Genomic DNA, 23,914 nt, shown 5'->3' on the forward strand with positions numbered 1-23,914 from the left:
TTTCTTAAAATTTTAAATTTAAACCTGTCGTAAATGTCATTGAAGTGGGCAAAGCCCCAATATCAACTCCTGATAGTCTATCATTTTCGCCTCCGTTGTTCACCTCAGGATCTAAACCAGAGTAGTCGGTAATGGTAAATACGTTTTGAGCACTTACATATAATCTCAAAGACTCTGCGCCGATGGCTTGCATGGCAGGCCCATCAAGGGTGTAGCCCAATGAAACATTCTTTAGCCTAATAAACGAACCATCTTCCACAAACTCAGAAGATAGACTTTGCGTATTGGTAGCGTTTAATGATGGTAGTGGTGCCGATGTGTTGCTTGGAGTCCAAGTATTTCTTAATTCAGCAGAAGTACCGAATGGAATTCTTCCGTCTCGTCCTATGATAAGTGCCCGTGCACGATTAAATACATCATTGCCGGAAACACCTTGAATAAAGAAATTCAAATCAAAACCTCCAAAAGATAGGTTGTTGTTTATCCCATAGGTGAAATCCGGATTTGGGTCACCAATAATGGCTCTCTCTTCTGCATAAACTGCATTACCATCCGCTGAGTTTACGCCTTCATAAACGTAGCCATAGAAGGATCCAATTGGCTCTCCAACACGAACAATGGCAGGTGCTGGAATGGAACCACCAACCGTCAAAGCAGGGAACACTTCAGTTTCATCACCTATTAAACTCAACACTTTGTTCCTGTTGCTTGATAGGTTTGCACTTACATCCCAAAAGAATTTTTCATTCTGTATAATGTTTGCGGACAAGGTTAGATCAAAACCTTTGTTCTCAACTTCTCCCGCATTAATCACTTGATCCACCCTACCGGTAAACCTTGGCAATTGTCTTGTAAGCAACAGATCTTCTGTCTCTTTAATATAGTATTCTGCCGATAAATTGAATCTATCATTCAAAATACCGATGTCAAAACCTATATTGGTTTGAGTGGTTGTTTCCCACGTTAAGTCGGGATTGGCTAGCCGAGTGCCAGGTAGTATGGCCGTACTCCCTGTAGCTCCACCATTCGGGATCCAAGGGTTGTTCCGCAATAGGTTAAGGGCGTCATTGGTACCTATGAGTTCATTACCCGTTTGTCCCCATCCGCCTCTAAGCCTAAGCGTACTTATGGTTTCTGAATTAAAAAAATCTTCGTTGTTGATGTTCCATCCCAAAGCAAAAGAACTGAACAAACCGCCTTGATCTTTTAGAAAAACGCTTGATTCATCATATCTAATGGAAGCTGTAACCAAATACCTCGAGTCATAGTTATAGGTGGCGCGACCGATAACGGACCTTAAATTCCGTTCAGAATAATTACTGCCAATCGTTTGGGTATCGGCCAAACCTATATTATCGAAAAGTGTACTTGCTGTGAAAAATCCTCTTCCATCTGCATTAAAGCCTTTTGACAAGTTTTTCCTTTCCTCAAATATGGCGGTTGCATCCAAATTGTGTTTTTCATTGAATGTATTGTTGTAATTCAACTTAAGGGCATATTGCGTTTTGGTATTGTTGTTGGTGTTCTGCCCAGCAGTAATATCTGCAGCATCATTGTTGGCAGGCGTAAAATATGCATAGGAATTGTTAGCATAGTCTATACCCCCGCTTATATTGAAGTCCAGATTTTTTAAAAGATTGTAATTCAATGTCATGTTGGCCTGAACCCTGTTGTTGGAATTGACCTGGCTATTTTCCAGGGCAGAAAAAATGGGATTTGTAAGAACAGACTCTTGAACACCTCCAACAACCAAAGTTTGTCTATTATAGTTGCCATTGACATCATAAATAGGTGTGGTTTTGTCAAAACCAACAGCACCCAAAGCCAATCCGGCACCAAATCCTGGGGAATTGTTCAGTCCTTCTTGACGAATAAGGTTAAGCGAGGTACTCATGCTTAATTTGTCCGTTAAATCCACATTTATATTGGATCTTAGGGAATACCTCTTAAAGTCAGAGTTAATGGCTATACCCTCTTGGTCAAAATAATTTCCAGACACATAATAATTTATCTTTTCAGCCCCTCCCCTAAAGGATAGTTGGTAGTTTTGGGCAACGGCCGTTCTGTACACTTCATCTTGATAGTTGACCGAGTTTGCAATAAAGGCATCTATTTTTTGCTGTGTATCGAAAACGGGAATGGGATTTCCGGTTGCACCAATATTTTTGGTGTTTGCATAATCAATAAATTCGCCCACACCCAAAAGGTCAATGGTGTTAGAGGGCTTGGAAAAACTCAAAAAGCTACCAAATTCAATGGTTGTTTTCCCTGGAACACCTGTTTTGGTGGTAATAATAATAACACCATTGGCCGCCCTGTTACCGTAAATTGCCGAGGCACTGGCATCTTTCAGCACACTGATGGATTGTATGTCAGCAGGGTTTACTGAATTGATATCAACATCAATAAGCCCATCCACAACAACAAGTGGTGAGTTACTACCAGTAATGGAATTGCTACCCCTTACCCTAATCTTTAAGCCAGCACCAGGAGCACCGGAATTTTGAGTAAGTTGAACACCTGAGGCTCGACCCTGTAAGGCCTGGTCAACATTTATCAAGGGGCTTTTTTCAAGGTCCCGAACACCGACCACTGAGACCGCTCCTGTAAGGTCCTCCTTTTTGACCGATCTACCATAGCCCACAATCACAACTTCATCCAGTCCGGCTGCACTTTCCAGTAAGGTTACATTGATGGAACTTTGACCGTTTACTGCAATCTCTTTGGTGGCAAAACCGATGTAGGATATGACCAAGGTCGCATTATCGTTGGCCACTGTCAGTGAGAAATTACCATCAAAATCAGCGGTAACCCCATTGGTCGTACCTTTTTCAACAACATTGGCCCCTGGCAAAGGGGTTCCTTGATCATCAACAATGGTACCATTTACCTGGAATTGCAGGTTTTCGACCACCACCGGATCGTTCGGATTTCTTTTCACGATGATCGTTTCTTCCTCCGTAAATTCATAGCTGAAATTGATAGGGGAAAGACTTTTGTCCAATAGTTCGCCAACCTTGATTGTCCCTTCGTTCAGCATAACGTCTGGGGCCATTTTAATCAGGTCATGGCGATAAATAAACTTATAATCCGTCTGCTTATTTATGAGACGGAATACCTGTTTTATGGTTAACGTTTTATCCTTGTCAATAAAAATATCCGCATTTTGAGCTTCTGCTTCCGAAGTTCCTAAGGAGAAGACTACCGTACACCATAAGAAAACTAATGCTTTCATAATGTGTTTCAAAAGAACCCCCCCAAAAAAACGAGGAAGTCCTTGAATAGATTTAATTTCCATAAATTTGTATTGGTTTAGTTAAACATAGGTTTGATTAATCTGCGAGGAAAAAGGCCAGTGCTGTGGAAGGTTATGGTCTTTTCCTTTTTTTATCTAATCGTTATCGTTTTGTCATCTATTAAAAATTTTACTTGACCTTCACTGGTCGCTTCTATTAATTTGAGAATATAATCGATGGATTCTGACCTTTCAATGATACCCGTGAAGAGGAAATTCTTGTGCTCCCCATTTTCAAAAATGATTTCGGCATCATACCAACGTGATAAGGTGGCCATGATTTCGCCCAACGATTTTTCATTGAAAGTGAACAGGCCGTTGATCCAAGAAACCTCTTGATATACATCAACTTCCTCTATTGTTATTGCATCGCTGCCCGCTAGGATTCTTGATTGTTGGTTGGGTTTAAGGATTTTACTTTCCCCACCATTTTGAACATTGACCTTGCCCTCGACCAAGGTGGTCTTAATTTCATCCTCCTCATTATAGGCCTTTACATTGAACTCGGTCCCTAGAACACCTATCTTCTGGGATTTGGTAAGTACTTGAAAATCTGCGCCATTGTGTGCAGTGCTAGGAGAGACTTTAAAATAAGCCTCACCATACAAAAGTTCTATTTGACGTGTTTGGTTTTTTGGAAATTCTACAGGATATTTCAGTTTGGACTCGGAATTCAACCAAACTTCGGTTCCATCGGACAATTGGACAAAAAACTGCCCTCCCCGAGGAATGGTAAGGTAATTATACTGAAGTTCTTTAACCGGCTTTTTACCTTCCGATGATGTGGAATAAATAAGTTCAGATCCGTCGCTCTTCAATTTACTGTCCCCATATTGTTTTCCCTTCTCAAGGGCTACCTGATTTCCATTTTCCAACGTAAGGATGGCTTTATCGGAACCAACCTCAATGGTGGTCATGGGCCTTGGTGCGGACACTGTTTTTACATTTTGATCAATGTAATCCCATTGGAAAAATATGCTGCCAGCAATCAAAACAATGGAAGCTGCAACCGCCAATTTTTTATACATCTGGGCCTTACGCTTCCGTTTGCTGATCCTAAGCCTCTCCTGGATAGCTTTTTTGGCCTTATTGACATCATATTCTGACATACCAAGAATGATTAAATATTCGGTTCTAACAAGTTTCTTGAAAGATGGCAAATTATTTTCATCCCTCAGCCAAATATCGAGTTGGTCCAACTCATCAATATCAGCCTCATTATTCAGGAATTTGATGATTATTCTTTCTATTTCCAAATTGTTAAATATGCCGATTATGTATATAATACGTTCAATAATTGCGAACCCCTCTATTTTTTTTAACTTTTTTTTATATTTGTTCAAATTCTTTGTCTTTTTGAGGTAAACGGTGCAATATGAATTCTTATACTGGTGATGGTTCCTTGCTAGCACAGCAGTTGATATCTGGAAACTCCAAAGCATACGATTTTTTGATGGATTCCTACTATAAAAAACTGTGTGCCTATGCCTATACTTTGACCAAAGATCACGCCGATGCAGAGGATATTGTACAAACGGTGTTTGTGGAAATTTGGATAAACCGTAAAAAAATCGATCCCAATCTCTCAATAAAGAGTTACATGTATAAATCAGTCTATAATGGATTTATTGACCACTATAGAAAGAGGAAGCCTGTTACCTATTTGGAAAAGAAATATTTGGAGGCCATTGATATGGTTGTCGAAGGTGAGAGGGAAGATGAGAGTGAGCTTATAAAAAAAGTCAACCGAGAAATAGAAAGACTCCCTTCTAAATGCAAGAAAATATTTCTACTCAACAAAAAAGAGGGGCTCACCCATGTTGAAATATCCGAACATCTGGATATCTCCATCAAAACGGTCGAGGGCCATATGACCCGGGCATTTAAAATATTGAGTGAAAAATTAAGCTTGGGATAAAGGTGAACCCCCCGCTCAATTCTTCACTCTTTGGTTTGGAGCTATGGTTTTATTCTATAAAAAGCCTTGCTTGTGGTTGCAAATAGTTCATTTTTGTCTTTACCTCCCCACGTTATGGATTGTATGCGCTCATCTAAGGTAATTCGTTTAATTTCAGCTCCCTCTTTATTTAAAACAAGTATCTCTCCTTCGACCAAATACAAGTTGCCCTGATCATTGGTTACATTACCATACTCCCCACGCTTTATGAATTCACTCATGTTCGCAAGCTTACCCTTTTCACCCACTTCAAACCGATAGGTGATTTTTGGATCTTCATGGGTAACAAACACGGGGTCCGTTTGATTTGGAGTGACGCTCATGAGCTGCACGGAACGCGCAAGATCGAAAGTGTTGGGCACAATAGTTACTCCGTCAGGCGCCACAAAACTGGTTTCGGCCAGGCTAGTGGCCACTTCCTCAAAATCATCTCTCCACCTATGTGTTGGATGGATTACACGTTCAACTTTCTTTACTGTATTCGTTTTTGACAGTTCCAATACCTTCATGCCATCTACGTTGTTTGGGTCTATGGCATAAGCCATCACGGCCCAACCCCCATTTCCCCAACCACTGTAGTAGGGATTGTTATCCGATAGTGTTTCTATCATTTGGGGTTGTTGGGGATCCTTATAGCCGGGTTGTGGATCATAACGACAGATTACAATCAGATTATCCTGAGTGTCCACGGCCAAGGAAAAAGGCTTGAAAGGATAGTCGGCGTATATGGATATGGTGTTCGTTTCCGCGGACCATTTGTATACACGCTTCTGTTGATTTTCGCAGAAATAGACATTTCCTTTACTGTCCGAAACAGCTCCCGTGGCAAACTCGTAGCCGAACCCCAACTTTTCAATATTATGGGAAGCATCATTCCCATTGGATGCTTCCTTACCTGAGATATTAACTCTGGCAAAATCACCCGGGTATACAACCAGCTTTTTGTCCATGTCAAAGATGGTGCGCTCTGGCAAATGCAAAACCTGTGTCCAGCTGCGCATATTTCGGAAATCGATATTGGAACTGTTTGTTATTTTTATTCCCCAAGGTCTTGGGGTGTTCACACGAATGGTTCGGTACATCCAGAAATTGACGAACATGAGATTATTACAATTGCTCAAATCAAGTGTTTGGGCGTTTTTCCCCTCTGTGCCCTCCTCTTCAAATTGAAATGCATAAAACTTCCAGTTGGCCACATTATCCAAGAGGGCTTCTTGACGAACATGGTGTTCCAATGACATGGCATATATTTTTCCCGGAGTAGAGGTGCCATTGATGTATAACCCTGCACTTGCATACGTACTGGCCGTCCAAATGTCTTTGAGGATTCCTCCACCATTGTTGGTCACCCAAAGACTCCAGTATTGATTATCCCAAGCTAGATCCATTCCTCGTCCATAAACAGGTTCCGATGGGGTACTTATTTTTCTGTCCCAACGTCGTCTATGGGAAGGTTCTCCCGGCCAGGCCATGGTTCCATGTCCTCCAACAAATTTTACGTCATTGATCATGGAATTCTCGTTGGCCATCCACTTGAGACCAACAGCGCGGTTGTTGTAAGCACCGGTGTTAATTCCTATTCCATTGATAATATCATCCCCACCTTCCGATGATTCCAAAACGGGAACGGGGGACCCGAATCCGCTAAAATTCCCTTCACTTTCCTGAAGGACCAATTGCGTGGCAAAAGGGTGTAGACCAATAAGTTTTGACCCTCTTCTCAATTTAATGGTTTCTGTAACGCGGTATCTACCGGATGGGAGATAAACATTCATATTCGAAGCAATGGCTTTTTTGATGGCCTCCGTATCATCCGTAGTACCATCTCCAACAGCTCCAAAGATTTTAACACTTGCCCATTTGTCCATAGCAGGCAAGTTGGGTATTACCTTTTCCAGTTTTTTGGACAACGTTTTTACGGACTCTATTTCAGAAACGGTTTTATAGTCAAAATCAGCCGACATATCATTTGCGGCCAACCCGTGTACAAAGTTCTTGATCAAATACTTGTTGCCTTTCCCTTCAATACTTTTTTTGCTGGGCGTAAAGTATATGGGCACGGTTACATTGTTGCAAGCAATATTGAGTAGATTGATCTGGCTGCTTGCTTCTTTTTCAACACCTACAACCACACCTTTATCTACATTTTCAAAAAGGCAATCTTCCATAAATAATCGGTCCGAAACACCATTTTGAAGCTCAACAGCCACCGGAACATTTTTGGCATGCATGGAAACAATGGCCATGCCTGTGTTCCTGCTAAGAACAGCAGCACTGCGCTGGTTTTCAAAATAAAGGTCGATCATCATCATAGGCCATCCCGGGGATGTGCGGGAAGTGCTGATGCCATACTCGCCACCATAAAATTTCAAATCTTCGATTTCATTGCCCAAGTCATAGATTCCGGCGTACCCATCGCCGATGTTAAAGTTGCAATGGCTCACAAAGCTGTGCTGTGCAAAATGGGTCCTGAGTGCAATGGCCTTGGGGTTGCCCTTTTTTATTGTGAAATCAACATTTGAAATGGCGCTATAAAAGGTGCCGGCACCAGCATCTCTTGGCTCATCCCCATCTTCCACTAGATTACCGGTGAACCAAAACATGTAATTGTCTTCAGTCTGATAGCCCTTGGTGTTTTCGCCCAGTATAAATTCAGGGCGATTTTTTCCGTACCCGATGATACGGATGGCCTTGGGCACATAAATGGTCTTGCTGATGAGATACTTGCCTTCAGGGATGAACAAGACCCCAAAATTCTTTTCGCTTTTGAGTTGGTTGATCGCTTTTTGAATTTCCAGGGAAACATCTTGCTTTCCATCTGCCTTTATGTTGAAGGATTCGGTGGTGAAATAAAGAGCTTCCGGATCATCGGGCCTTTGTTTATAAAAAGATTGTGCTGTTAAGGCTAAAGAGGTGGAGAAAAAAAATGTAAAGAGAAGTATTGGCAGTCTCATTTAGAATTGGTTTTTAAGAGGGATTCCATTTTTTCAATGGAGATTGCTGTATCACAGAACATGAAAACGAAACAGGCATGGGCTATGATAACAGTTTGTGAAATATGCACTGAACGGAACGGTTTCCCTATAAGTTCACATTATGTCAATTACACAATTATTACGTGAAAAAATTATGAAACCCTCTATTTGATGGCCTTAAATTTTGAATTTATTGAAATATTTAATGATGTTTGTCGTAAATAATTCATTGAAGCTTCTAGTTTTGGAGACGGTTGTTGACAGGGTGAGCGGTACATTGGTGCGTTCAAAGAAGGGCTTTTATCGTAGTACATTTTTTGTTCGATTAAATATTGCATAACACATTTTCAATTTAAAAACATGGCAATTCAAAAGAAAAGTTTATCCTTATTACTATGTGTGATATTCACTTACACTGCGCTTTTTGCCCAGGATGTCCCCCAAACAGAAATCTCAAATGGTGAAATCGATGCAACTCTATATCTGCCCGACTCCAACACGGGTTATTATAGAGGGGTGAGGTTTGATTGGTCCGGCGTTATACCCCGTTTAAGATTCAAGGGGCACGATTACTTTGGAAAATGGTTTAAGAACTACGATCCAAAATTACACGACGCCATCATGGGCCCTGTGGAGGCGTTTGATCCTTTGGGCTACGAAAATGCTGAGGTTTTAGGGTCGTTCACCAAAGTGGGAGTCGGAGTACTTGAGAAATATGAAGCTAAGGATTACCACTTTACAAAACCGTATAAGATTAGGGATGGTGGCGAATGGGAAATAACAAAAGATCAAGATAAAGTTTCCTTTACCCACACTTTAAATACAGGGGACTATCCATATATCTATCTTAAAACCATCCGATTGGAAAATAATAAAATGATCATTGAGCATAAACTCACAAATAACGGAGAGAATAATATTGACACAAAAGTGTACGACCACAATTTCTTTGTTATCGATAATAATCCCATTGGCCCAGGATACTCCATTGAGCTTGCTTTTGACATAACTGGAGATACATCGGGTTTACGCCAATTTGCTGAGGTAGACGGCAACAAAATTCAATATGTAAAACCACTGGGTGAAAAGGATTTTCAATATGTGGGAGATATGGTCGGATTTGGTTCAACTTTTGACGATTATCTATTTCGTATAGAAAATCGAAATACAGGTGCTGGGGTCAAGTTCAGCTGTGATCGTCCCATATCAAAATTGGTGTTTTGGTCCATGAACAAGACCCTATGTCCCGAACCTTATATTGACATTAAGGTGGAGCCCGAAAAAAGCTTTTCTTGGACCATAGTGTACGAGTTTTATACCCTCTAAATCCTTTGATTGGATAGGGTATTATTCCGTCCTTAAACTTTTCACTGGGTTGGCCATAACCGCTTTGATGGCTTGAAAACTTACCGTTACCAATGCTATTGCTATGGACAGTATCCCAGCGTAAATGAAAACCCAAACCGAATTGGTTATCGAAAAATCCCTCAACTTTTTCATACATCATTTTAGCGTTATATCCAGCAAAGACAGTCGCTACAACAAGAATATTGGATAACTTTTTTTGTGAAAAACAGGGGCAATTATCGCTACAAATTCAAAAAAAAGGCTAAAAAATAGAGGGGTTCATAATTTTTATGCGTAATAAATATATAATTGACATATTGGATATACAGGAAAACTGCTCCATTTAAAGCAAGGTTCACAGACCGTAATCATGATACACAACTATTTTGAGAGGACGAATTTTTATGTTCTCCAATCCATCCATTTTTATGGAAAAATGGAGCGACCTGACATGTGCATTTTTAAAGTCTAAAAATTAAATAGCAAACTAAGATAATGATTATGAAGAACTCAGAAAACCAAATAAATCGCCGTAGTCTTTTGAAGACATTGGGCCTTGGATCTACTGCCGGAGCCCTTGGGTTGTTGGCCCCAATGGCCCATGGATCGGAAACACCCTTTACCCCTGTCGGAGACGGGACCACCCCAAATTATGCAAAAGGGATGGCACCTGTAAGGATAAAGAGTGTTAAGGCCATAGCCACGCGGCCACGCGGCAGTAATTTGATAGTGGTGAAAGTGGAGACCACCGAGCCAGGCCTATATGGATTGGGCTGCGCGACCTTCACCCAGAGGGCTGCCGCGGTAGTAACGGCGATAGAGAGCTACATGAACGATTTCTGTGTGGGCAAGGATGTTGATAACATAGAAGATATGTGGCAATCCTTTTATGTGAGTTCGTATTGGCGCAACGGCCCTGTTCTGAACAATGCCATAAGCGGCTTAGATCAAGCGCTTTGGGATATCAAGGGCAAACGGGCCAACATGCCGGTGTACCAATTGTTGGGAGGCAAGTCCCGTTTTGCGATTCCCTGTTATGCCCACGCGGGGGGAAGGACCCCCGAAGCCGTGGCCGATGATGTTCAGAAGTTTATTGACCGTGGCTACAAGCACGTTCGAATACAGCAAGGCGGCTATGGAGCTACTGGAGCGGACAAGGATCAGGCCGATTTCAAGGAGGCCGGATATGGTTATGAAAGCGACAACTACATGAACCCCCAGATCTATCTCAGATCCGTTCCCAAGATGTTCGAGATGGTGCGTAAGCAGTGCGGGGAAGACGTCGAGCTATTGCACGACATCCATGAACGGGTGCAACCCACCGAGGCAATCAATATGATCAATAAGTTAGAAGAGTTCCGACCCTTCTTTATAGAAGATCCTTTGTCACCTGAGAACAAGGGATGGTGGAAGGAACTCCGCCAAAGTACCAATGTGCCCATAGCCATGGGAGAGCTTTTCAACAATATCAATGAGTTTTTGGATCCAATGGCCAACCATTACTTTGATTATATCCGTTGCCATGTTTCGCAGATAGGGGGTCTGACTCCTGCAATGAAGGTGGCCAGATTGGGCGAGTGGTTCGGTGTACGCACTGCGTGGCACGGTCCTGGCGATGTATCGCCGATAGGTCATGCGGCACAGGCACATATAGATCTTGCAATCTGGAACTTTGGCATACAAGAAGGACGTGAATTCTCTGAGGAGGAACAGGCCGTTTTCCCAGGATGTCCCACGATGAAGGATGGCTATATGCACGTGAACGAAGGCCCGGGCTATGGAATGGACATCAATGAGAAAGAAGCTGCCAAGTTTCCTATCAACACCCGATCAAATTGGCAGGTAAGGAACGCTGACGGTACCATCATTAGGCCATAAGGTCGATTCTAAGCCTAAAACAATAAGATAGAATTAGTTTTGAGTTAGTTTTTATTCGAAGGAGGTCCTTCTTAATTGCAAGGGCCCTCCTTTTCCAATCTACTTACAATGTACAAAACAATTGGAGGATTGCTGTTGGCTATCATCTCGATCACATCATGCCATAACGGTCCATCAAAAGAGTATAGTGAAAACAATTTTCAGGAAACTGGGGAAAATTGGCCACAATACGGAGGGAATACGGCTGGAAACCGTTATTCTCCCCTCACACAAATAAATAAAGGGAATGTTCAACACTTGCAAGCGGCATGGAGTTATGATGCTCGTGACATCAGGAGTGACGGAAGCAAAAGTCACCAGGCCATACAATGCCAACCTGTTGTAGTGGGCGGTGTGCTATATGGTACAACACCCGAGCTACGCCTATTTGCATTGGACGCCACATCGGGCACAGAAATCTGGAAATTTGACCCACAGAATGACAATCTCAATGTAAGTAGGGGAATCACCTATTGGGAGAAAGGTGATGATAAACGAATATTATATACAGTAGGCGACCGGCTATATGCCGTAAACGCCATCACTGGATTGGCCATAACCTCTTTTGGAGTGAATGGTAGTGTAGATCTTCATGAAGGCCTTTCAACACCTAATGCAGGGTCCGTTGGTGAACTTTCGGTCAAGGCAACCAGTCCGGGTGTCCTCTTTGAGGATTTTTTCATTATTGGGTCAAGCGTTTCAGAATCCGGAACAGCTGCACCTGGACACATCAGAGCATTCAATGTGGTTACGGGAAAATTGGAATGGGTTTTCCATACAATTCCCCAACCTGGAGAATTAGGCCATGAAACTTGGCCCAAGGATGCTTATAAAAAAATAGGTGGCGCCAACAATTGGGCGGGCATGGTAGTGGATAGTGAAGAAGGAGTGGTGTTTTTCGGAACGGGTTCCCCAGCATCTGATTTTTATGGAGGTGAAAGACCGGGTAAAAATCTCTTTGGCAACTGTATTGTGGCCCTTCATGCCAAAACGGGAAAATTAAAGTGGTACTATCAGACGATTTACCATGATTTGTGGGACAGGGATTTGCCCATCCCACCAAATTTAGCGTATGTGACACAAAATGGACAAAAGCTAAAAGTGGTGGTCCAGGCCACTAAAGAAGGATATGTTTATGTATTGAATGCAGAAACAGGGGAATCAATGTTTCCCGTGGAAGAGCGTTCGGTCCCAATGGAGGGGCTTCCTGGGGAACAACTATGGCCAGTGCAGCGTTATCCCTTGAAACCAGCCCCTTTTTCAAGACAGGTGTTCACGGAAGAAGATATAAGTGATATTTCTCCAACGGCATATGAATATACCAAGGAAACGTATGAAAAATATAAAGCGGACCATAGATTTACCCCACCCTCGGAAGAAGGAACACTCATGTTTGGTTATAGCGGAGGAGCTGAATGGGGAGGTAATGCGGTAGATCAAGATGGTATCCTATACCAAAATTCCAATGATAACCCATGGGTTTTACGAATGATTGACCAAGAAGCCCGTAACAGGGAGTTGTCCTCACTGTCTAGGGGAAACGCACTCTATGCCAAACAATGTGCGGCATGTCATGGAACTGATAGAGCTGGAAACGGCTCTGATTTCCCAGATCTTAGAGGTATTGGACAACAAATGTCCTCAGAACAGTTAAGGGAAATTTTGAGAACCGGAAGTGGACGGATGCCCTCTTTTGGCCATTTGACCGGAGAAGAGAGAGAAGCCATAGCCAGTTTTCTTTTTAATCCAAGGTCTGGAGGCAGGAATAAGGCCGCCAACAAAAATGAGGAGGATAACCCTACGTTTGGGTACGAACCCGCATATGCAATTAGGGAATGGCGAAAACTTACGGACCCCGATGGTTATCCCGGGGTGAAACCACCATGGGGAACCCTTAATGCCATAGACTTAAACACAGGTGAATACGTATGGCGAAAAACTTTGGGTGAATTCCCCGAACTAACTAAAAAAGGAATCCCAGTAACAGGTACGGAAAGTTATGGCGGTCCCATTGTTACAGCAGGAGGTTTGGTTTTTATTGCAGGGACAAGAGATGAAAAGATAAGGGCCTTTGACAAGGATACCGGTGAAGTACTTTGGGAATACCAATTGCCTGCAGGAGGGTTTGCAACGCCAATCACTTATGAAGTTGAGGGTCGACAATATATTGCAATAGCTGCAGGAGGAGGCAGAGGACTTAAAGCGGGAGGCAATTACATTGCGTTCAGTCTAAAAGATGATACTGCCAAATGATGTGTCATCATTAAAGAAAAAATAACAAGCCAATAAATCAAAATAAGTCGATTTTGAAAAGAATTAATAGTTATACCATAGCCTTAATGGCTTCCGTAGTAATCTTCTTTGGTATCTTTTTGATGATAGCACTGGGTAACCTTAAAGATGCGGGTCTTTTGATTGTCTCGTTCTTTGTGCTCTTGGGAGTAGGGTTTAGTGGATTTAAAGCAGTAAAGGGATATGTCTTTGCCACATTGATTTTTGCCGGGGTGACACTCTCGTTATACTGGCCCCAATATTTTGTCCAAATAGGGAACTTCAAGCTAACTGGCCTTATTATTCCTCTCATCCAAATTATCATGTTTGGGATGGGGACCTCAATGAGCATAAAGGATTTTGCTGGTGTCATCAAATCCCCGAAAGGTGTCCTTGTGGGTGTGTCGGCTCAATTGGCAATCATGCCTATTGTGGGCTATGCGCTGGCCAGTGTGAGTGGGTTTCCACCGGAGATAGCCGCGGGTATTGTCCTTATTGGTTGCTCTCCAAGTGGGGTCGCCTCCAATGTAATGGCGTATTTGGCCAAGGCGAACCTTGCCCTTTCGATTACTATAACCTCCATAGCCACGCTGTTGGCCCCATTTGTAACACCTGTTTTGATGAAGCTCCTTGCAGGCCAATTCGTGGAGATAAACGTGCTGACCATGATGTGGAGCATCACCAAGATGATCATACTTCCCATTGGGGCGGGATTACTTTTCAACCACCTACTGCACGGGCGTACAAAATGGTTGGACAAAGCCATGCCATTGGTATCAATGTTAGCGATAGGATTGATTATTATAGTGATCACGGCTGCGGGCAGGGATAGCCTTTTGGAGATAGGAGCCCTTTTAATGCTTTTGGTATTGGTGCATAACCTTTTCGGTTACTTTCTAGGATATTGGTTCGCCCGTTTGGTGGGAATGGACGAGAGGGATGCCCGTACAATTTCTATTGAGGTTGGGATGCAGAACGGGGGGCTAGCCTCTGGAATCGCCAACACACTCGGAAAGATAGCGACCATGGGACTGGCCCCAGCTGTCTTTGGTCCGTTGATGAACATCACAGGCTCCATATTGGCGTCTTATTGGCATAAAAAAGTTCCAACAGATATTGAATTATCTGATTAAAGAAATTGAAAATAGTTGTTTGAGTTAGTTTTTAGTTATCCAGTGAAGAACGTACTGCATTTTTAGGTGCGTTCTTCTTTTTTGCTGCCGTTTTTTATTTTGACAACCTTACATTTTCCATTTCTGCAAAAATGGTGTCCATTTTCTTTTGAATATAATCTAGTTGATAAGGCGTGGCAAATTCTGGGATTCCATTTCTCCAATAAAAACTCACATCTTGATTTTTCTTGTGGACCAGTACTTCTATCGGCACCCCTCTTTGCATATCCACAAACGAAAAATCTTCTGAATCTTCTAAAATCAAAGAGTCATTCACAAAGTATTCATACTTGATTTCCTTCATGAAAGGACTATCCAAAATCGATTTTGTCTGCCTTGCAGAAATGATGATTCCTTGAGTCTTGTAGAATTCACTTTCATCATATTCTTCAAATGATTTTTCACGACATGAAAACACCAATATCAAGAAACATAAATACTGGGGGTTGAAGTGGTGACCGTGGAAGGATTCGAACCTTCGACCGTCTGCTTAAAAAGATTATTTATGAATACCATTCTTGTTTAAATACTATATCGTTCGAAATAACCTAAAAACCTCATTCTTATGTGCTTTACTTACAGGGAGTTTTTTTGATCCAATAAAAAGCATGTTCCCTTCGAATCCATTAACCAATTCAATATTGACCACATATCTTCTATGTATGCGTAAAAAACGATTCATTGGAAGCTGTGACTCTATTTTCTTAAGTACTGTAGAATAAACAAATTGTTTGGATTTGGTGTATACGGTGCTGTAGTTGCTGTCCGCTTCCAAAAATAAAATCTCTTTTAGAGGTACCCGCTCAAAATGATGGTCTTTCTTTAAAAATAAACTATCCTTAATTTGCAAGACTTGATTATCTGCATGGCTGAATTTTTGTGGAGCAAGTAAATCCTTTGCAGGGGTTTTATTAGAAATATTTACAAGGGCAAATTCTATTGCTATACTTACTTGTCGAGCGTTAAAGGGCTTTAAAATATACCCATAGGGCCTTACATCCTTTGCGCGCTCGACTAGATGGCTGTCAGCATGGGAAGTTAAGAAAACAAAAGGGATTTGGTGTTTTTCGTTGATGAAACGAGCAAGTTCAATTCCATCAAGGCCTCCCTTTAAAACAATATCTATCAAGATGATGTCAACACTTGGGTTTTCTAATAGTAATTGCTGGGCTCTATATGCTGTGGGCGCAATACCTACAATTTGGTAACCAGATTCCGAAAGACCAATAGAGATGTCCATGGCCGTAATGGCAACGTCCTCGACTATAAGTACTTTTACCTTTAACGTGTTGTCTTCCATAATGGTAAAACTGAATTATTTTATTTTTAAATTCATATTCCAGTGAGTGCCATTTTTTCCTAGTTTTTGTATTGTTCCTTCTAATTGTTGAACCAGGGAATGTACCAGTTTAAGACCATAGGAACTACCTTTTCCCGTCGCTGTAGGCATGAAACCTATACCATTATCAATAACCTGTATTCTCAGTCTATTGGGATGCTCTTTTTTGATGGTTATTTTAAAAACCGGTGAAGCGGTTTCAACATAGGCATACTTAAGTGCATTAACGGTCACCTCATTCACAATTAGTGCGATGGGGACTGCCGTATCAACATGAATACTGATATCATCAATCTTTATTTCTGGGGTAAATGAGGCATCATATCCGTGAAAAAGCCCCAATACCAACTCTTCTATATATTCCTTTATCATTACACAGGTGTCTAATCCTTCCTGATAAAGTTTTCTATGCACAAGAGATAGCGCTTCGACCCTTTGTTTTCCGGAAACTACGGATTCTTGTGCTGGATACCCTTTGAGTTCATGACTTTGAAGACTCAATAGACTACTTATCATTTGCAGATTGTTTTTTACCCGATGGTTAAGTTCTTTTAGCAAGAGCTCCTTTTCTTGCTCACGTTTTGAAATCAGAGTTTTTTGAGCCAATAATTCAATGTTTGCGGTTTTTATCTTTTTGTTACCAACATTTAATAAATAGATAAAAAGTAAGCTAATTAAAACACCTCCAGTTAGTGCCCACAAAAAGTATTTTTGACCTTGGTTTATTTCGCTTAACAAACCGATTTCGGATTCACGTTTATCAATTTCATAACCTGCTTTAAGCTGTTCTATTTTTTGAATATTGGCTTTATTAACCATACTGTCTTGATATACTTGGAACAACTTTTGATATTGCAGCGCTTTGTCAAATTCATGTCTTTGTTCGTATAAATTGACGAGGTTAAGACTAAAATCACGGACTTGCTCCTTGAGACCGGCAGCACGAGCCATATCCACTGCCTCCATAAACTTGTGTTCAGCTTTGATAAGGCTATCCTCTTTTTTATATACTTTCCCCAACTCGGCTAAATAAACAGAACTGGAATATACATCTTGTAACCCCAGTAGAATATTGATTCCTGCCAATAAATGTTCTTTGGATTTTTCTAAATTATCTAGATCGTTGTAAACCATACCTAAGTTCCCTAGGGAATATCCCTGAGCAACTTTGTCATTTAAAATTTTGTTCATCTTGAGAACATACTTGAAACAGGTTTCCGCACTATCAAGATGGCCTTTCAGGCGATACATTTCACCTAAATTAAGTACGGTATAGTTTAACCTTTGGGATTGGTTCAATGTTTCATATATGCCTCTTGCTTTTTTTAGATAGAAAATGGATTCTTGATAGTTTTGGTCGCTCATATAATTACTAGCCAGCTGTGTATATGATGCCGCCTGCCTTTCTGTAAGGCCCATTGCCTCATATATCTGAAGTGCTTGAAAGGAGGCTTGAAATGATTTAACATTGTTGCCCAGCTTACGTTCTTTATGACTTATAATTTCAAGTGCTTCAGCCTCAAGGACAGGCTCCCCAAGTTCAATAGCCTTTTTTATTGACTTATTAGCAAAAAAAACAGCTGAATCCAAACTAGGGTGATAGTGAGCAATATCTGCCAATAAGACAACTTCCTTTTTCCCTGAATAATTCTTGGATTTCAGTATTTGCAACAAACTGTCAACTATTTTCGCATTCTGGGAATGGATATGGTTTGACAAGAATAGCGCTAGCAAAAAAAGAAAAAGTCTTACACCTTTTAAGAATAAGATATTTTTAGGCATCACTATTAACGGTTTGAACTAATCTCCACAACAGGATCCAAAATAAAATAATACGTGCGAAGGTCTCGTTTACCATAGTTAACCGTTAAACTGAATAGCATACTATAGGCCAAATATGAATCGCCAACCTTTTTACAGGTCGTTATCTGACATTTTCCAGTATGGTCGGGAGCAATATATAAAGCTCCATCTGGAACGGATGTAATGAGTTTGTTTTCGGAATCAAAATCGAAAATTTCTTGCCAATGACCTTCCAAGATACTTCCTGGAGCATCATTATGTGATTTCCCAACATTTTTAACCTTACAACAAATTAATTGTAATCCTTCCTGCTCTTTCCCTTTGTCCTTTTTTCCAGGTTCAAGTGATATTGATATTTTGGTATCACCACCTATGGTTGGAAATTCATAATCACCCAAGAAGACGAAATTATCTATATAGATGGGTTCATAAGAAGTGCCAAGGCCTAGATATCCAGCCTTGACGGCTTTAACGAGTGCTTTTCCTTGGATTTTGAATTTTACTGGCTTGAGTTGTTTGCCTTCTTTTTGTAATGCTATTTTGATTTTCATTCCAGTTGGTTTTTAAACGAGATTTAATACAAAAAGTCAGGGAAAGAAGAAGGGATTCAGAATTTACTCAAAAATTTTAATAAGGCCTATATAATGTGAAAGATTTTTCCTTTATAACATTAAGTCGATTCGGCTAATTGAGAATTTATTTCAATTAGATTTGATTTCGTTCTCGGCATTCTGAAGAATGAAGAGTTTTCAATGCAGTAGGAAATTCTGCTTACCCTGTTTTTGCGTCCATTGACTAAAATATCCTATTCATCCACTCATTTTTATTGTATTTCGAAGGCGACCTACCTAATCTTATAGTGCAATAGAAAAATTTTCGATTTAATAGCTACTATGATTTTTTTATTGCTTGGCGAAATCCGAAAAGCCGTTATTAAATAGAGTAGGAAATCTAATTTTTTAATCATGAGTATATCAAAAGCAAAATCTAGAGCAGAGTATATTGAAAATTTGCAACTGGCGATTCCTGAGGCAAGTTTGAACTCTTTACCACCTGCAGAACTAACACTAGTTGAAAACAAAGATTCCGCCAAAGTTGTAGGGGGAAGTACCATTTCATTTATTTCTGGTGTGCCAAAAATTAAGCAGGCGGATGTTCTCAATTCAACACTATTGGCACAATTAGGAGCAAATTATGCTTTCGATAGAGTGACCCAAACCGAGCAGTGGTATAACAAGTATGTTGAAGTGTTGGAAAACATAGGCTGGGTCATTTCGAGTTTTAAGTTTGCCCATCAAGCATTGAGCGGAGTTACAGTAGAGATGGACAAAGCGGCCTTGGATATTTTGGCCGCGGCAATTTCTGGTGATGAACTTGCTGTTTTAACTGCAACTCTTAAGGCATTAAAAGATGCCAACCCAGGAAGCAAATCAATTACCTTGTTCGACACGAATGGATCTAGTCAGGATGGGGGTAATTTTCAGTTGGGTACCGCTTCTGAAGACCCAACAGGCAATGTACAAATGTCTATGGGTGCTTTCTACTTCCAAGCATCAGAGCGACACACCAGATTTTTGTTCTGGTCGTGGAGTACCAAGAGCATAAATATGTTTGCAGGTTCAGAGTCCATTCTTTTGAATGAAGACATCTATTCGACGGTCCGTCAACAAATCATCAATAAATTAGGACCTCGAGCAGTTACTTATGTAGCCGATCTTCCAATTTAAAGGTAACGCCGAATCTGATTTGAATATTTGAAATCAGATAATACTTCTAATGTCGGTGTTATCTGATTTCATGCTTCATACTTAAAAAATAAAAAGCAAAGTTCATAGCTTCAAAACTCAATCATTGAATGTAGGAAAAACACAAGTAAACTAAAACAAAATAGATATGAAAATCGTAAATTGGAATATGCAGGGCGCAAGTCACAGCATAGAAAATAAATGGAATACTGGAGTACAAAACTTGTTGGCCGGACAAGCTGATGTCTGTTGCCTTCAGGAATGTGGAGCCATTCCGCCCTCTGCACAGTTGGTATATGGGAATGTAAATGGCTTTGCAGGGCTTAATCTGTACACTTGGGGAACTACTAGGAAACATAAGTATATTCTTTTCTACCAATCAGACCCCAATGGTAATCGATGCAACCTAGCCATCGTTTCCAATATCCCGATTATAAACCCAAAGATCTGCGGAACATTATTATATCCTGCAGCTCCTCCTGTAAGGAGACCAGTAATTGGTTTGTTTGTAAATGGTCTTGCTGTCTTTTCCATCCATGCCATTAGTCCTGGAGGACCTGATGCGCCCGGCCTCCTTAACAGTGTTGCCAATAACATGGGGGCTAACCCTTGGAGTGTTTCAGGAGATTATAATAGAGACCCAGCTTCTATGGCAGGTGCTGGTATAGTGTGCCCGCCAAATGCCCCGACCTATTCGTCTACTAATCCGCATAAGAAAATTGATTATTTAACAAAGCAAGATGGTCCAATAGTAGAGGGTCAGGTATTGAACCTTTTATTGTCTGATCATCTTCCCGTAGTCTTTATGATTTAGTTCCTACATAAAAGGTCGTTAAAATGAAAAAAACATAAATGCTGGAGAGTTTGAAGTGATAATCATGAAAGGATCGTATATTCAAAACAGTCCAAAACAAAAAAGCAAGCACTAAGTTGTACTTGCTTTTGATTTATTCGTGACCTTGGAAGCATTCGAACCTTCGACCGTCTGCTTAGAAGGCAGATGCTTTATTATTATAATACATTGATTTACATTTTATTACAAACTTTATAACTACTTCGGGTCGGAAATAAGTCGGGAATTTTTATTTACTATCCATGGAAGACTTGTATTTTTTAAAATCAAAAAGCCATATTAAAACCCAAGGTTGGATCGTTTATTTGAACTTTATCTAGATGTTTCAAGAACAAAAGTATCAGGAGTTCATTTCCCTGACCAGATAATACGTGAATCCAGATAGGAACATTATTCCCACGAAAAATATATCAATGATTATGGATTTTTTGCCAATATCCATTTTTTCCGTGCTCATAATTTCTGAACCATTTCCTTTAACCACAAAATAATAATAATTGAGTCCAAATAGACCAATAACCAAAAAAGTTCCTACATAATGAATCTTATAGAGCAATTTAAATCTCAAAAGAAGCAGAACAGAATTAAATCCAGTTATAAGGAGTGACGTTATTAAGAATGCCATATACGATAAAACTGGAATTTCAGGAGAAGCATTTCGTTTTAGACTAACTCTAAAAAGGTTATAGTAAATCAGGTGGTAAATCCTCATCCTTTATTTGAACTTCATTCAATCTTTGGTGATTATTTCAATGGCCTTTTCCAACAATTCGTCTTTTCCTTCTCTTATTCCTTCAACTGTTGGGTGCACCTCGATATCCGGAACAATACCAATTCTTTGCGTTTCTTCGCCATCTGGGTAATATACTCCAATTCCCGATATATTGGTCCTCATGCCTCCTGGCAAATAAATGGTTGATACGTTGCCATCCGCACCGGCTGTGGTGCTGCCAATAATTGTGGTATTGTCTCCTGCTCTAAATGCCATTGAAGTATATTCTGCCATACTTTGTGTAAGTTCATTGACCAGTACCACTAATTTACCTTTGTAGACATCCCCACTGCTGGGTATTTCCAGATTTTCGGTGAACACAAATTCTCCTGGATTATCCACACTTCCAACGGTGAACTTTACAAATGGGGTTGTGTTGGAAACAAAATAGGAGCCCAATGAGAATGGAACAAAGGTTGAAGGGTAATTGCGAATATCTATTATTATACCTTTGGTATTTTTGAATTGCTCCTTAATCTTTGGGATGTCCTCCTCTTTGATGGTTTGCAATGTGACATAACCGATGTTGCTGTCAATCATTTTATATGACTCTCGATCATCCCTTTTGTGCCAAAGGTATAAATCAAGACTGTCTTTGGGATAAAGTTTGAGCTTCTGAAGCTTATCTGAGGTGTTATCTGATTCAATATTGATTTCAATTTCATCATCATTTGAACGCAGAAGGTCTGTTCCAATATTCCTCAACATTGTTGGATGGTTTGAAGCCGGATAATATTTAGCCCTTTCTTTTACCAATGTGCTTACGGGCACTTCATTTATCTTGGAGATCACATCACCAATTTGCAACCCCGTGCTTTCTCTGTATTCCTCATTATAAAAATCGGTGACCACCAATTGACCTTCAACAAAGCGAACATGAACAGGGGGATAGTTTACACCTCTCCTTTTATCGACTTTAGCTGCGCCCACCCAGATATTGGCATGGGTATCCTGGATATCCCCTATCAACTTAATGGAAGTCAATTCATACTCGAGTTCATCTTTTGCATTCAGAAAGAGTGGGATATACTCAGCCAATATGGTATTCCAGTCCTTGTCCATTAAATGTTTGTATGGAAAAAAATAATGAATCATGTTCCAATACCGATACAGGGCTAAAAGCCTAACCCCGTCATCAGGAAATGGCATGAGATAATATGCGTCCTCATTTTTAAATACTGGATTGCCAACAGAAGGTGCCATGTCTATGTAATACTGACTTCCCTGTGAACGACTGTTGTATACTTCAAGTAACTTATTTTTTAATGGATCATCCAAACCTTTAATCCATTCCAAATCCGGTTTGATCACCGCTGATTCACTGATAGACTTACAATCGGAGCATTCTTCCAATGTGCCCAATGAAGAAACCCAATTGATGAGATGTTCGTCCCTTTCCCCATTAGTTTTGGACTTAATGAATTTTGGTAAAAACCTAAATAGTTCATAATCCCAATTATAATTCCCTTTGGCTATTTCAGGATGATGGTATTTGAGAAAGCCCCAGATTCTTCCCAACAACTCCAAATTTTCTATATCCCTGTATGTCACGTTGGACAATTCAATCATGGACCCCGAGTCGAATTCCTTGTCCAATTCCGCTTTTGTCGGTTGCTTCTCAATTTCTTTGAGGTTTTGCACGTTTTCACCATCAATGGTCAAGGTGAAATCATCAAACCATACTTCCCCCTTTCCTACCAGTATACCCGCCACATATATGTATTGGGCTTCATCTGGGTAGTTGAAGGTTATGGTATATTTTTTCCAATCATGGGTTCCTGTAATATTTTGACTTTGCATATTGTCAAAAGCCAAGGTGGAGCCGTTCCCGTCAATTCGCATTAATAAACCTGCAAAGCCATTTTGAACCTCCTTGATTTTCATATAGCCCTCAAGTGTTATGCTCTTGCCTTCATATTTGGCCGGTATTTTGTATGCTATGCTTCCGAAATTCCCATTTTCATCAGAGGTGATCTTACCGGCTTTCGTCCCCGTACGGGCCAAAGAATCAACAGACAACATATAGTCCCCCCATTGAAACCAGCCCTTTGGAAGGTTGTCATCAGCGTTTTGAGTTTCAAAACCCAGATTAAATTTTTCCTTCATTTGACCACAACAACTTACAGTGATCATTAATATCCAAACTGTAAAAAATAGCTTCATTGAAGGTTGATTTTAAAGTTCAATTATTTATCCTAACAAGGGGTTCGGAGGTCTTCCAAAAATACTGGGGGAGATGGCAACATTGTTGTTGCTCATTAAAAGTAAGAAAATTCAAACCGGATAATATTAGGTTTAACTGTAATTTAAGTTCTTACCGTGATAGCGAGAATAGTGAAGTAAGGAATCGTTTATTTGAACTTTATAGATTTTTCAAAAGAACCATTGTTGTGGGCAGTTTATAAAAAATCAAACATTGTAATTAATGAGAAACTCAAAATCAAAATCATACAGCCAGTAATGAAATA

Annotated in this window: 17 protein-coding genes and 1 tRNA gene; 7 read left to right on the plus strand and 11 right to left on the minus strand. The window is 40.5% G+C overall.

All coding sequences use genetic code 11. From position 1 onward, the window contains the following. Positions 1–4 precede the first annotated feature (4 nt). Both J0X14_RS15100 and J0X14_RS15105 read right to left on the minus strand, forming a co-directional pair. Positions 5–3,235 carry a SusC/RagA family TonB-linked outer membrane protein gene (locus J0X14_RS15100; protein WP_207098643.1) on the minus strand — a complete coding sequence of 1,077 codons (3,231 nt, stop codon included), beginning with the start codon at positions 3,233–3,235 and terminating at the stop codon, positions 5–7. 152 nt (positions 3,236–3,387) lie between these two features. After that, a complete protein-coding gene (locus tag J0X14_RS15105; protein ID WP_207098644.1) occupies positions 3,388–4,551 on the minus strand; it encodes a FecR family protein in 1,164 nt (387 codons plus the stop codon). Between the two features lie 119 nt (positions 4,552–4,670). On the opposite strand from J0X14_RS15105, the gene J0X14_RS15110 reads away from it, so the two are divergent. Continuing rightward, positions 4,671–5,213, plus strand: a complete 543-nt coding sequence (locus J0X14_RS15110; RefSeq protein WP_207098645.1) for an RNA polymerase sigma factor — start codon at positions 4,671–4,673, stop codon at positions 5,211–5,213. Positions 5,214–5,254: 41 nt separating this feature from the next. On the opposite strand, the gene J0X14_RS15115 is transcribed toward J0X14_RS15110, so the two are convergent. Further along, entirely contained in the window at positions 5,255–8,206 is a 2,952-nt protein-coding gene (locus J0X14_RS15115) for a glycoside hydrolase family 55 protein (protein WP_207098646.1), read from the minus strand. Between the two features lie 381 nt (positions 8,207–8,587). On the opposite strand from J0X14_RS15115, the gene J0X14_RS15120 reads away from it, so the two are divergent. Continuing rightward, positions 8,588–9,553, plus strand: coding sequence for a hypothetical protein (locus J0X14_RS15120; protein ID WP_207098647.1), 966 nt, complete (start codon positions 8,588–8,590; stop codon positions 9,551–9,553). A gap of 21 nt (positions 9,554–9,574) precedes the next feature. Here J0X14_RS15120 and J0X14_RS15125 read toward each other — a convergent pair whose 3' ends face one another. Further along, positions 9,575–9,727 carry a hypothetical protein gene (locus J0X14_RS15125; protein ID WP_207098648.1) on the minus strand — a complete coding sequence of 51 codons (153 nt, stop codon included), beginning with the start codon at positions 9,725–9,727 and terminating at the stop codon, positions 9,575–9,577. 348 nt (positions 9,728–10,075) lie between these two features. Between J0X14_RS15125 and J0X14_RS15130 the strand changes: the two genes are divergently transcribed. The 3 genes from J0X14_RS15130 (at position 10,076) to J0X14_RS15140 (ending at position 14,895) form a co-directional block, all read left to right on the plus strand. Beyond that, entirely contained in the window at positions 10,076–11,452 is a 1,377-nt protein-coding gene (locus J0X14_RS15130) for an enolase C-terminal domain-like protein (protein ID WP_207098649.1), read from the plus strand. Between the two features lie 108 nt (positions 11,453–11,560). Continuing rightward, positions 11,561–13,744: a PQQ-binding-like beta-propeller repeat protein gene (locus tag J0X14_RS15135; RefSeq protein WP_207098650.1), complete on the plus strand. Its 2,184-nt coding sequence runs from the start codon at positions 11,561–11,563 to the stop codon at positions 13,742–13,744. Positions 13,745–13,797: 53 nt separating this feature from the next. Next, complete coding sequence (locus J0X14_RS15140) at positions 13,798–14,895, plus strand: bile acid:sodium symporter family protein (protein WP_242528049.1); 1,098 nt, start codon at positions 13,798–13,800, stop codon at positions 14,893–14,895. A 94-nt stretch (positions 14,896–14,989) separates the two neighbouring features. Here the strand turns inward: J0X14_RS15140 and J0X14_RS15145 are convergent, their stop codons facing one another. From J0X14_RS15145 to J0X14_RS15160, 4 genes are all read right to left on the minus strand, one after another. Beyond that, complete coding sequence (locus J0X14_RS15145) at positions 14,990–15,361, minus strand: hypothetical protein (protein ID WP_207098651.1); 372 nt, start codon at positions 15,359–15,361, stop codon at positions 14,990–14,992. A 102-nt stretch (positions 15,362–15,463) separates the two neighbouring features. Then, on the minus strand, positions 15,464–16,234 hold the full coding sequence (locus tag J0X14_RS15150; protein WP_207098652.1) for a LytTR family transcriptional regulator DNA-binding domain-containing protein: 771 nt from the start codon (positions 16,232–16,234) through the stop codon (positions 15,464–15,466). Positions 16,235–16,249: 15 nt separating this feature from the next. Beyond that, positions 16,250–18,055 (minus strand): histidine kinase dimerization/phosphoacceptor domain -containing protein, encoded by a 1,806-nt coding sequence (locus J0X14_RS15155; protein WP_242528050.1) that lies wholly within the window; start codon positions 18,053–18,055, stop codon positions 16,250–16,252. Positions 18,056–18,060: 5 nt separating this feature from the next. Next, a complete protein-coding gene (locus J0X14_RS15160) occupies positions 18,061–18,627 on the minus strand; it encodes a hypothetical protein (RefSeq protein WP_207098653.1) in 567 nt (188 codons plus the stop codon). Positions 18,628–19,041: 414 nt separating this feature from the next. Here J0X14_RS15160 and J0X14_RS15165 point away from each other — a divergent pair, with 414 nt between their 5' ends. Both J0X14_RS15165 and J0X14_RS15170 read left to right on the plus strand, forming a co-directional pair. Then, positions 19,042–19,803: a hypothetical protein gene (locus J0X14_RS15165; RefSeq protein WP_207098654.1), complete on the plus strand. Its 762-nt coding sequence runs from the start codon at positions 19,042–19,044 to the stop codon at positions 19,801–19,803. A gap of 166 nt (positions 19,804–19,969) precedes the next feature. Beyond that, positions 19,970–20,635: an endonuclease/exonuclease/phosphatase family protein gene (locus tag J0X14_RS15170; protein ID WP_207098655.1), complete on the plus strand. Its 666-nt coding sequence runs from the start codon at positions 19,970–19,972 to the stop codon at positions 20,633–20,635. 139 nt (positions 20,636–20,774) lie between these two features. Here the strand turns inward: J0X14_RS15170 and J0X14_RS15175 are convergent. The 3 genes from J0X14_RS15175 to J0X14_RS15185 all read right to left on the minus strand — a co-directional run bounded on the left by J0X14_RS15175 (position 20,775) and on the right by J0X14_RS15185 (position 23,609). Further along, positions 20,775–20,885, minus strand: a tRNA-Arg gene (locus J0X14_RS15175). A 129-nt stretch (positions 20,886–21,014) separates the two neighbouring features. Beyond that, complete coding sequence (locus tag J0X14_RS15180; protein ID WP_207098656.1) at positions 21,015–21,299, minus strand: hypothetical protein; 285 nt, start codon at positions 21,297–21,299, stop codon at positions 21,015–21,017. Positions 21,300–21,404: 105 nt separating this feature from the next. Further along, complete coding sequence (locus J0X14_RS15185; RefSeq protein ID WP_207098657.1) at positions 21,405–23,609, minus strand: S41 family peptidase; 2,205 nt, start codon at positions 23,607–23,609, stop codon at positions 21,405–21,407. Between the last annotated feature and the right edge of the window lie 305 nt (positions 23,610–23,914).

Source organism: Allomuricauda sp. CAU 1633, assembly GCF_017313225.1.
In the GTDB taxonomy this organism is placed as follows: Bacteria; Bacteroidota; Bacteroidia; order Flavobacteriales; family Flavobacteriaceae; genus Flagellimonas.